At 56.0% G+C, this 11,234-nt stretch carries 10 protein-coding genes; all 10 read right to left on the bottom strand.

Annotated elements, in window-relative coordinates:
• Positions 1-51 precede the first annotated feature (51 nt).
• From N5D53_RS14375 to N5D53_RS14330, 10 genes are read right to left on the bottom strand one after another with little or no spacing between them, the layout of a single operon-like run.
• Complete coding sequence (locus N5D53_RS14375) at positions 52-2,049, bottom strand: nucleoside-diphosphate sugar epimerase/dehydratase (RefSeq protein WP_104962346.1); 1,998 nt, start codon at positions 2,047-2,049, stop codon at positions 52-54.
• 59 nt (positions 2,050-2,108) lie between these two features.
• Positions 2,109-3,122: a glycosyltransferase family 4 protein gene (locus N5D53_RS14370; protein WP_266024509.1), complete on the bottom strand. Its 1,014-nt coding sequence runs from the start codon at positions 3,120-3,122 to the stop codon at positions 2,109-2,111.
• Positions 3,119-4,084 carry an SDR family oxidoreductase gene (locus N5D53_RS14365; RefSeq protein ID WP_104962348.1) on the bottom strand — a complete coding sequence of 322 codons (966 nt, stop codon included), beginning with the start codon at positions 4,082-4,084 and terminating at the stop codon, positions 3,119-3,121. The genes N5D53_RS14370 and N5D53_RS14365 overlap by 4 nt, the downstream gene beginning before the upstream one ends.
• Positions 4,081-5,334: a glycosyltransferase family 4 protein gene (locus N5D53_RS14360; RefSeq protein ID WP_104962911.1), complete on the bottom strand. Its 1,254-nt coding sequence runs from the start codon at positions 5,332-5,334 to the stop codon at positions 4,081-4,083. Before N5D53_RS14360 ends, N5D53_RS14365 begins: the two co-directional genes overlap by 4 nt.
• Positions 5,335-5,347: 13 nt before the next feature.
• On the bottom strand, positions 5,348-6,478 hold the full coding sequence (gene wecB / locus N5D53_RS14355) for a UDP-N-acetylglucosamine 2-epimerase (non-hydrolyzing) (RefSeq protein WP_104962349.1): 1,131 nt from the start codon (positions 6,476-6,478) through the stop codon (positions 5,348-5,350).
• A 27-nt stretch (positions 6,479-6,505) separates the two neighbouring features.
• A complete protein-coding gene (locus tag N5D53_RS14350) occupies positions 6,506-7,618 on the bottom strand; it encodes an NAD-dependent epimerase/dehydratase family protein (RefSeq protein ID WP_104962350.1) in 1,113 nt (370 codons plus the stop codon).
• Positions 7,619-7,621: 3 nt separating this feature from the next.
• A complete protein-coding gene (locus N5D53_RS14345; RefSeq protein ID WP_104962351.1) occupies positions 7,622-8,656 on the bottom strand; it encodes a polysaccharide biosynthesis protein in 1,035 nt (344 codons plus the stop codon).
• 31 nt (positions 8,657-8,687) lie between these two features.
• Positions 8,688-9,470, bottom strand: a complete 783-nt coding sequence (locus tag N5D53_RS14340; protein ID WP_104962352.1) for an AglZ/HisF2 family acetamidino modification protein — start codon at positions 9,468-9,470, stop codon at positions 8,688-8,690.
• Positions 9,471-9,484: 14 nt separating this feature from the next.
• Complete coding sequence (gene hisH, locus N5D53_RS14335) at positions 9,485-10,099, bottom strand: imidazole glycerol phosphate synthase subunit HisH (protein WP_104962353.1); 615 nt, start codon at positions 10,097-10,099, stop codon at positions 9,485-9,487.
• A complete protein-coding gene (locus tag N5D53_RS14330; protein WP_279840478.1) occupies positions 10,096-11,232 on the bottom strand; it encodes an N-acetyl sugar amidotransferase in 1,137 nt (378 codons plus the stop codon). The genes hisH and N5D53_RS14330 overlap by 4 nt, the downstream gene beginning before the upstream one ends.
• Positions 11,233-11,234: the final 2 nt, after the last annotated feature.

The following is an 11,234-nucleotide window of genomic DNA, read 5'->3' as shown; positions in this document are numbered from 1 at the left end:
ACAGGGGCCGCGCTGCGGCCCTGTGGAAGCAGGTTTACCTGCAAAGCAAGGTCAAGGCTCCAGGCGCCGCTGCTGGTAAATCCAGTCGACAATCTCGCCTTCCGGCGAATAGCCGCTCACGGTTTCGCGCAGTAACTGCCGTACCCGCACAAAGTCATCAACCGCCGCTGCCGCCATCAGCTGCCGCAGGAACTCCTTGAGCGTATCCCAGGGCAGGAAGTCTTCGTTGGCACTCATGATCATCGGGTGACGGGTCGCAATGACGTTATCGCCGATCAGCAACTCTTCATACAGCTTTTCCCCCGGGCGCAACCCGGTGAACTCGATGGCAATATCACCCATCGGGTTACGCTCGGAGCGCACACTGAAGCCCGACAGGTGAATCATCTTCTCGGCCAGTTCCACAATTTTCACCGGCTCGCCCATGTCCAGCACGAACACATCGCCACCCTTGCCCATGGAGCCGGCCTGAATTACCAGCTGCGCGGCCTCGGGAATGGTCATGAAGTAGCGGGTGATCTTGGGGTGGGTGACGGTAAGCGGGCCGCCCGCCTTGATCTGCTTGTGGAACAGTGGAATCACCGACCCCGATGAGCCCAGCACGTTACCGAAGCGCACCATGGTGAAGCGGGTCTTGTTCACCTGCGAAACGTTGCTGCTGTCGCCAAACAGCACCGGCGCCACTTCGCGGCTCAGCGCCTGCAGGGTCATCTCGGCCAGGCGCTTGGTGCTGCCCATCACATTGGTCGGGCGCACGGCCTTGTCGGTGGAAATCAGCACGAAGTTGGCAACTCCGGCCTGCAACGCGGCCTGGGCAGTGTGCAGTGTGCCGATGACATTATTCATCAGGCCTTCGGTGATGTTGTGCTCCACCATCGGCACGTGCTTATAGGCGGCTGCGTGATAGACAGTGTCGACGTGCCAGGTGCGCATGATGTCCAGAAGCTGGGACTGGTTGCGCACCGAGCCCAGGATGGGTACCAGGCTGACCGTAAGGGATTCACGGGCAACACGCTGCTCCAACTCGGAGAGGATGCTGTAGAGGTTGAATTCACTGTGATCGAAAAGCAGCAAGTACTTGGGCGTCTGCCCCAAAATCTGCCGGCAAAGCTCTGAACCAATGGAACCACCAGCCCCGGTCACCAACACCGTTTGCTCGGTAATGCAGCGCTCCAGGAGGTCAGCCTGGGCAGGCACTGTATCCCGCCCCAGCAAGTCGCCAATGTCGACCTCCTGAATATCATCGACTTTCACCCGGCCGCTGGCCAAGTCCATGATGCCCGGCACACTGCGAACATGGAGCGGATAGCCTTCCAGGAAGTTGAGAATCTCCCTGCGACGGGTGCGCGTGGATGAAGGGATGGCCAGCAGAATTTCCTGGGCGCCCGTCACGTTGATCATCTGGTCAAGTTGCTCTGGACGGTAGACCTGCAGCCCTGCAATCACGCGATCACTGATACTGGGATCGTCATCGATGAACGCCACAGGGCGCATGGCCCGGTCCATGCGCAAGGCAGCCACCAGCTGGTTACCGGCGGCACCTGCACCATAGATGGCGACTTTGGGCAGGCCATCGTCACGTTGGGCGAACGGTACATGTTGCGCGGCTGCGGCAAACCAGTCGCCCAGGAAGTACTGGCGCATGGCCAGACGCAGCCCGCCGATCATGATCAGGCTGAGCCACCAGTAGTTGAAGGTGATTGAGCGTGGCACGACGTTCTGGTGGTTACTGGCCCAATAAATGATGAACCCCAGAAGCAGCGCGGACAGCGTAACGGCCTTGATGATGGCAATCAGAGCGTCGTTGCCGAAGTAGCGCATGACGGCGCGGTACAGACCAAAACGAATGAACAGCGGGATGGACACAACCGGGGCACACAGGAACAACCACGAGTGGTCGATGATGGGGTTGGCCAGCTCTTCGATACCGAGACGCACCACAAACGCCATCCACAGAGCGACCCATATCAACACGATATCGGTCAGCACCTGCAACATGCGCTTGTGCCGACGAGGCAGAGCAAGCAGTTTTTTTCGCACTATTCCCATAACCCCTCTAAATGCCTTCCATTTGTCAACCGACAATCCGTTGTCCCATTACTCTAGTGTCAATTTTCCAGGTCGCCCGCACGGTACCGTATCGCCAGCAATATCAATGGCACATAGGCCAGCACCACCCCCACCGCGCCATCCAGGCCCAACTGGGCAACACAATATGCAATAGGCAGCAACCAGCAGACATTGAGGGCAGCTACCGCGACAGTAACCGGCAGGTGCTTGCCGTAAGCGCGCGAGGCAAATTGATAAGCATGGCTGCGGTGAGCCTCGTAGACCTTGTCGCCGCGCAGCAAACGCCTCACAAGGGTATAGGTTGCATCAACAATGAATACCCCCAGCAAAATCAGCCAGCACCAAAACATGGGGGGGGACACCCACGCTGCCTGTAGCGAAAGCCCGCCCAGCACAATGCCGATGAACCCGCTGCCTGCATCCCCCATGAAAATCTTCGCAGGAGGAAAGTTCCAGTAAAGAAAGCCTGACACCGACGCTGCCAGCAGCAACGGCAACACAGCGGTACCGCCGAGGCCTGCGAGCCAGTAAAGCCACGCCGCGCCAAGGCACGCAGTAATGGCTTCGACGCTGGCAATGCCGTCAATACCATCCATGAAGTTGTACAGGTTAAGCAACCACACCAGATAGAAAGCAGCCAGCAGCCCCCCAAACCAGCCCAGCTCCAGCGTCCAGCCAAACATTACCAGTGGTGGCAGCCCACCCAGCCAACCAAGCATCCAGGCAGCCGCAACGAAGTGCCCGAGCAGTCGCCAGCGAGCAGCAATATGCCCATGGTCATCCATGAAACCAATGACCGCGATCAATGCCCCTGCTCCCCCCACCGCCAGCAGCGTATTGATCTGTTCGGTACCTGACAGCATGAGGCCAATCATGGCCAGCAGGAACGTCAGAACAATAGCCACGCCGCCGCCCCTTGGTGTGGGGACTGTATGCGAGCTACGTGCATTGGGCACGTCCATGACACTGCGCGCCAGCGCATAGCGGCGCAAGCCCGCTGTCATCAAGAGTGACATAATCAATATGGCCGGAAGAAACCACAAAAGCATCATTTCTTATCGTATTCCTGATAGTGCCTGGCGGCAGCTTGAAGCGCAGTATCCACCTTTACCGGGGGGCACCAGCCGAGCAAATCGCGTGTTTTCTTGATATCCACCTGCAACGATCCACATAGGCGCTGAGACAAACTACCTTTGCCGAGCGCTTTGGCACCAGCACTCAGCAAGCCTGCCGGTACCGGCAGCAATCGCGCCGGTCTGCCCAGCGCCTTCGCCATACGCCGCAGCAACTCGGTAGTGGAAAGGTCCTCTCCATCACTGACCAAAAATACCTGGTTGGCTGCCGCTTCATGACCAATGCACGTGACAACCAAGTCCACCAGATTCTCCAGAGCTACCAGGCTTCGTCGATTGTGTATGGCCCCAAACGGCAGAGGGATGCCTCGGTCGAGCCAGCGCATCATATTAAGGAAGTTGGCCTTTACACCTGGCCCGTACACCAGCACCGGGCGCACGATCACCACCTCAAGGCCAGATTCCCTTGCGAGCGCCTGCAAGGCCACTTCAGCCTCCAGCTTTGAAACGCCATACGGATCTTGCGGCAGCGGGGTGTCATTGGCGGAATAAGGTCTACCAGGCAGGGTACCTTCACCGTTCACTTTGATCGAACTGATGAACACAAACCGTTTAACCCCTGCCGCAATGGCTTGGCGGGCCAGTGCCAATGTCCCTTCTACGTTGACTCTTCTAAAGGCTGCTAACGGGTCGGCCTCGGTGTCATTCATCACATGAACACGCGCTGCGCTATGGACCACAACATCACACTCTGTCAGTGCCCCCCCCCAATCGTTATCTTGTTCGAACGACTGGAACAGTACGCTCCGTACCAACGGAGACGGCGCTGCACTCCCCCGCCTGACAGCAGCAGTCACGGGGGTCCCATCAGCCACGAGCCTGCGCAAAATTGCACTCCCGACGAAGCCGCTGGCTCCGGTGAGAAAAACCTTGTGGCTCATCGTCCTGACCTTCTCATAGTGGCGTTGCTAAAAAGGCGTTCCAGTCGCGTCAACAGCGCAGGCCGAGCGAACTCCTGTTCGTAATATTGCCGCCCTGCCGTGCCCATCTGCTGGCGTTGTGCCGCAGTTAGCTCCGCCAGCTGCCGGGTAATATTGGCCAACCCGCCGCCATTTCCCGATTCGCAGGCGAACCCTGCCCCAGACGACTCGATCACGCGCGCGGCTTCCCCGTTGATCATGCCGAGTATCGGGCGGCCGGATGCCAGGTATGCCTGAACCTTGCCGGGAATAGTCTTCTCGAAGACGTCATTGGTCCGCAGGGACACCAGCAAAGCATCAGCCTGTGCAAACAGCGGCGGCATTTCTTCCAACGGATGTCGTCCGAGCAGCAAAATGTTGTCCAGCCCTCGGCTGCGTACCTGCTCCTCGAGCCAGCTACTCATACGACCATCCCCAACGATCACCCAACGCACCGAAACCTGGCTACGCAACACCTCTGCAGCATCGAGAATTGCCGGAAAATCCTGTGCTTCCCCCAAGTTACCGGCAAACACCACGGTGAACGTCGCATCATCGGGTTTAATCAGCTTCGAAGTCTCAAGCACCTGAGCCGAAAAATCATCTTCGGCCCAGCTTGGGAAGTACACTAGGCGATCTGCATCGATGGGCTTTGTGCAATAACGGCGCACGTTGTCGAAAAAGCCGTGAGACTGCAACAATAGGTAATCGGTGCGGTTGTAGATCCAGGAAACAGCCAAACCCACCAGTTCCAACACTTTGGGATTGTGGATGACATTCACCGCGCGCAGCGTTTCCGGCCACAAGTCGAGCACCCAGATGAACAACGGCGCGCGCTTCAAACGGCGAAGCACCACTGCGGGAATCGCGGCAAGAATCGGCGACACCGCATAAACAAATATGGCATCGAACTGTTTTCCTCTGAGCTTGAGTGGCCCCAGCACAGATGCCGATAGCACGAATGAAAGGTAGTTTAGTATCAACTGGATACTGCGCTTGCCACGGGGTACCAGTGGCACCCTGACGACTTCGGCCCCTTCGTAGTTATAGAACTGGTCAGGATTATCCTTGTATCGCTGGAAAACTTTGCCCTCGGGGTAGTTTGGCCACCCCGTCAGCACCGTGACTTCGTGGCCCTTTTCCGTGAGGTCACGAACCATGTCATTGATACGCATGTTCTCTGGCCAGAAGTACTGACTGACCACCAGCACCTTCAGTTTCTTCTCGGGTATGCCTTCCACAGGTTCAGTACCGTTTCCATACTGTGCGGTTAACGTAGTCGGTGTAGCTGTGAACGATACGCACCACCTTGTCCGAAACGTTCGGCATGCTGTAATCGGCCACCAATCGCAGGCTGCGCTGCTCGCCGCGCAATTGGCTTTCGAGAATGCTCAGCCCCTGCAGAATCCGCTCGGCATCAAGTCCGACCATCATCGCAGCCGCTTCCTCCATGCCTTCAGGGCGCTCATGAGCCTCACGGATATTCAAGGCTGGGAAGTTGAGTATCGACGCCTCTTCGTTGATGGTGCCGCTGTCCGACAGCACCGCCTTGGAGGTGAGTTGCAGCTTGTTGTAATCCTTGAAACCCAAGGGCTTCAGCAAGCGTACATTGGCATGGAACGTAACCCCCATCACGTCGACGCGCTTTTGGGTGCGGGGGTGGGTAGAAACAATAACTGGCAAATCAAATTGTTCGGCAACGGTATTGAGTGCATCGACCAACTTGAGGAAGTTTTTGTCGGAATCGATGTTTTCTTCGCGGTGCGCGCTGACCACAAAGAACTTACCCGCCTCAAGCCCAAGCCGCTCAAGCACATCGGACGCCTCAATACCGTCGCGGTAATGGTTGAGCACTTCGAACATCGGGCTACCGGTCTTGATGACGCGATCGGCTGGTAGGCCTTCGCGTAACAGGTAGTCACGCGCGATGGTGCTGTAGGTAAGGTTGATGTCAGCGGTATGGTCCACGATGCGGCGGTTGATCTCTTCGGGCACGCGCATGTCGAAACAACGGTTGCCAGCTTCCATGTGGAAGGTAGGGATCTTACGCCGCTTGGCCGAGATCACAGCCATGCAGCTGTTGGTGTCGCCCAGCACCAGCAAAGCCTCCGGATTAACCTCAGCCAGCACACGATCCACCGCAATGATCACATTACCGATGGTTTCGGCGCCGGAAGCACCTGCTGCGTTCAGGAAGTGATCCGGCTTACGAATGCCCAGATCCTGGAAAAAAATCTCGTTCAGTTCGTAGTCGTAATTCTGCCCGGTGTGCACCAGCACATGTTCACAGTGTTCATCGAGCGCACTCAGGACCCTAGACAAGCGAATGATTTCTGGACGTGTTCCAACAACGGTGACGATTTTGAGCTTTTTCATACAATTCTCATTCCTAGCCCAGCCGGGTCAAGGGCAGACCGGCAGTGCATAGGTGTCTGGGTGTTCACGGTCAAAGATTTCATTGGCCCAAAGCATGACGATCATCTCGTCATCACCGATATTGGTGATGTCATGGGTCCAGCCTGGTACCGTCTCGACAATGGTCGGCGACTCACCGCTGGTCTGCAGCTCGTAAAACTCGCCTGTCACTACCTGACGGAAGCGGAAGTTAGCCTTGCCTTTGATGACTAGGAACTTCTCGGTTTTCGAGTGATGATAGTGACCGCCACGTGTAATGCCTGGGTGTGCCGTAAAGTAGGAAAACTGCCCGGCTTCGGGGGTTTTCAGCATTTCTACGAAAACGCCACGCGGGTCGCCGTACTTGGGTACCTCATAGGTGAATGCAGATGGCGGCAGGTAGCTCAGATAAGTGGAGTACAGCGCTCTGACCAGACCCACGCCCACGTTCTCGGTAACCAGGGTGGCACGGCTGTCACGGAAGCGGCGTATCTGCTTCGCTAACTCGCCTACGGTAGTGCTGTAGATCGGTTCGACCTCTACCAGGCCGCTGTTCGGCACCTCTCCATCCATGATGGCGAGAAATTTGCTGACCACATCATCTACATAGACCAGGTTCAATGCTGCAGATTCGTCGTGAATCTGGATAGGTAGGTCGTGGGAAATGTTATGGCAGAAGGTCGCAACGGCCGAGTTGTAGTTCGGTCGTGCCCATTTCCCGAATACGTTGGGCAACCGGAAGATGTAAACCGGGCTTTCGCTCTGCTGGCCCAAGGTCGTCAAAGCCCGCTCAGCCGCGAGCTTGCTGACACCATATGGATTGTCACGCTCCGCCTGAATGGATGACGAGTACACCACCGGTATCTTGCGCCCGGAAGCCTTGACTGCATCACATAGCTGCTGAGTCAGTTCGCTGTTGCCGCTGTCGAACTCCGCGGGGTCCTGGGGGCGATTTACACCTGCCAGATGGAAGATGCAATCCGCTTCGGCGACCTTGCGGTTCAAGGTGCCCAGGTCATCGCCGCGGACAAACAAAGTCACCTCGATGTTCTTACGTTCCTTGAGGTGAACCAGCAGGTTGCGCGCGATAAAGCCATTGCCGCCGGTAACCAGAACCTTCATCACTCATTCCTCCGGAGTAGCATGTTCGCCACGCTGAATGGCCTGAATGAATTCGAGCTTGAGCAGCAATGCTTGCATGCCTATAACGTCTAGGCGTTCAGTGTTGTGCGAATTGTAATCTTCAGTCCTTGAGATCTTCTCTTCACCTTGCTCAACGAATTTGCTGTAGTTTAGATCGCGCAGGTCTGGCGGTACCCGGAAGTAGTTGCCCATGTCATCGGCACAGGCCATCTCCTCACGACTGAGCAGGGCCTCGTAGAGTTTTTCACCATGACGGGTACCGATAACCTGCACAGGGTGCTCGGGCTTGCCAAGCAGCGAGGTCAATGCAATGGCCAAGGTTTCGACCGTCGCAGCAGGCGCTTTCTGTACGAACAGGTCACCGTTGTTACCGTGCTCGAAGGCATACAGAACCAGGTCCACAGCGTCAGCCAGCGTCATCATGAAACGAGTCATGTTCGGGTCTGTGATCGACAATGACTTGCCTGCGCGAACCTGCTCGACGAATAGCGGAATCACCGACCCGCGCGATGCCATGACATTGCCGTAGCGGGTACCGCAAATGACCGTTTTGGTCTGGTCGAGGTTGCGCGACTTTGCCACCATGACCTTTTCCATCATGGCTTTGGAAATACCCATGGCATTGATCGGATATACCGCTTTGTCGGTACTGAGGCAGACCACACGCTGTACTTCGTTCTGGATCGCTGCCTCAAGGACGTTCTCGGTGCCGAGGACGTTGGTCTTCACAGCCTCCATCGGGTGGAACTCGCAGGAAGGTACCTGCTTCAACGCGGCAGCGTGGAAGATATAGTCGACCCCTCGCGTGGCGTTCAGCACGCTCTGGTAATCGCGAACATCGCCGATGTAAAACTTTAACTTGGCGCTGTCGTAGCGCTTGCGCATATCGTCCTGCTTCTTTTCGTCGCGGCTGAAAACTCGCACTTCAGCAATATCGCTATCGAGAAACCGCTTGAGCACAGCGTTGCCAAAAGACCCCGTGCCACCGGTGATGAGGAGCTTCTTACCTTTGAACATATGATCTGACCCTTGCGACGCACGTTGGAAGTTAGCGGGCTCGTAGAGCGGAATAAATGATGTCGTCTTTCTGCTGGGCAGTTGGGTAGCTGATCAGCACAGCTCGATAGGTCCCCTTGAATACGAAGAAACTGCCTGCTGCCACGCCTACCACACCGCACGCCTTGACCACGCTGGCCATATCTTCGAGTGACCCTCCCCCACCCAGTATGGTGATAGGAATATGCACCGCGGCCCGCAGCTTGCTGGCCAGCTCGAGGTCATAGCCCTTCATCCTCCCATCGTTCTCAATGGAGTTGAGCACGATCTCACCGGCACCAAGCTTTTCCAGCTCTTGTGCAACTTCAACGACGTTACGCTTGGTATTGCGCGTGCCGTTGTGCGTCCATACTTCCTGATGCTTGCTCAACAAGCGCGATTTGTGGTCCAGTACTACCACGACGCTCTGGGTGCCGATTTCCTCGGCAATCTGGGTCACCAGCCGAGGGTTATCGAGCGCAGCTGAACTGATGGCCACCTTCTCGACGCCCAACTGGATGATCTTCTTGGCTTGTTCTGCAGTGCGGATACCCCCGCCATAACACAGTGGCATGCGGCACTCGGCTGCAAGCTTGGCGATCTGGGTATAGTTGGGCTCGACACCATGGGCAGTGGCATCGATATCAATCACGATCAGTTCATCGGCTTCCTTTTCATTGAAGATCTTCACCGCATTGATGGGATCTCCGACGTATTTCGGGTCCTTGAATTTGACCGTCTTCACCAGCCCACCGTCTTGGATGAGCAGGCATGGAATGATCCGTGGTCTTAGCATTTGTCAGTTTCCGCTCACAGTTCCGCGAAGTTTTTCAGCAAGCCGACACCAAAGTGGTGACTCTTCTCAGGATGGAACTGAACGCCATAGACGTTCCCGGCCTGAACGGCGCAGCTGAACTCAAGCCCGTAGGATGAGATCGCTGCCCGGTGCTGCTCCTGTTCACACTCAAAGAAGAACGAATGCAGGAAATAGAACCGCGCCTCATCCTCGAAGCCTTTAAACAAGGAGTTGTCGTTGAGTGCAGCCACATCATTCCAACCCATGTGAGGCAACGGCAGATCTGCAAGGTTCGGGACGGACTTGAAGGACCGAACGCACCCAGGTACCCAGCCCAGGCCTGCCAGTTGCCCTTCCTCACTGCTGTTGGCGAGAATTTGCATACCCACACAGATACCAAGCACAGGCACCTTGTGCTGCTGTACCAGCGCTTCGAGAGCAGGACGCATGCCAGAGGCATCCAGCCGTTCGATCGCGTGGTCGAAGGCGCCGACGCCGGGGAGGATCAGTTTGGTTGCGCCGTCCAACTGCGCTGCGGTTTGCGCAACCGATACCGGAATGTGCAAGCGTCTATAGACGTTGACGAATGCCTGGATGTTGCCCAAGCCGTAATCAATGATGGTAATCATCTGAACAGCCTTCTTTCCAATCCGATGGCGCTGAGCACTCTCGCCCCAATGCCGATCAGGAAACGTTTGTTTTTGTAGTCACGGAAGGTCTTGTTCTGACCTTCAAAAATGCCCTGAAGCTCAGGCACAGTCAAGTCCAGCTTGTGCGCGACGTACTCGAACTCCGATTTCAGGAAGTTTTCGTCCATCTCAGGCTTGGCAATCCGCTCAAGGGCCGCCTCCCGCGTCAGCTGGCCTGTCATGATCAGGCTGGAGAAATGCGCGCGGCGCTTTTCGTAGCCAAACTTGCGCGGCATCCAGTAATCTTCGTAAAAACGCGTGAAGCGTGACTCGTGGTGCTTATGCTTGAATCGCTTCCAGCCGAACAGGCGCTCCAACGTGGCTTCTGCATCCGCCTTGACGTAGGGCACGAGATTCAGAGGCTTGACAATCTGCATGCCGAGAATGCGCTGGTAAAAAATCTTGTAGGTAAGGATATCAACTAGCGGGAAGCTCTTCAGTGATCGCTTTCCGAATTGTCCATGAATGTCATTGAATAATGTCTTATCGATCCCTGGATAGCCGCCCCACTCTTCGGGCTCACGGCAGCACTCCGTCGAGTAATTTGCGCCGGTCAAGACATATTTTATCTTGTGCTTGCGTGCAAACTTGTAAAGCGAAGAGAAGAAGGCTGCATCCTGCGGTAAATCCTGGTCGGAAATCTGCGAGCGCAAGAAGGCCACTTGAAGGTCCTTCATTTCTTCCCAATTGATTACATCGGTGTAGAGATCCAGGCCGAGCCCGTCGACCAAGCGCTCGATGTTGCCAACAGCCTGATCAGTGTTCCATCCCGCATCTACGTGGAACAGCAACGGTCTCAGCCCCATGACATTTTTGGCTATGTAAGCGGCATAGGAGCTGTCCAGGCCGCCGCTCAAACCGATGATGCAGTCGAAATCCTTGCCTCTACCGTGCTTCTTGATTTTTTCTGCCAGCGCCATCAATTGGGACTCGCCATGCGCGCCAGTGTCCCAATTGGGCTTGATTTCACTCTCGAAGTTGGCGCAGTACTCGCAAACACCATGCTGATCAAAGCGAATATTTGGATCACTGGTATCCATGATACAATGGGTACAAATCTTGTAGTTTTTCATAT

The sequence above is a fragment of the Pseudomonas sp. GD03862 genome, from assembly GCF_029840855.1.
Taxonomy (GTDB): Bacteria; Pseudomonadota; Gammaproteobacteria; order Pseudomonadales; family Pseudomonadaceae; genus Aquipseudomonas; species Aquipseudomonas alloputida.
Note: the sequence above shows the minus strand (reverse complement) of the source record. Positions and strands in the feature narration are given on the sequence as shown.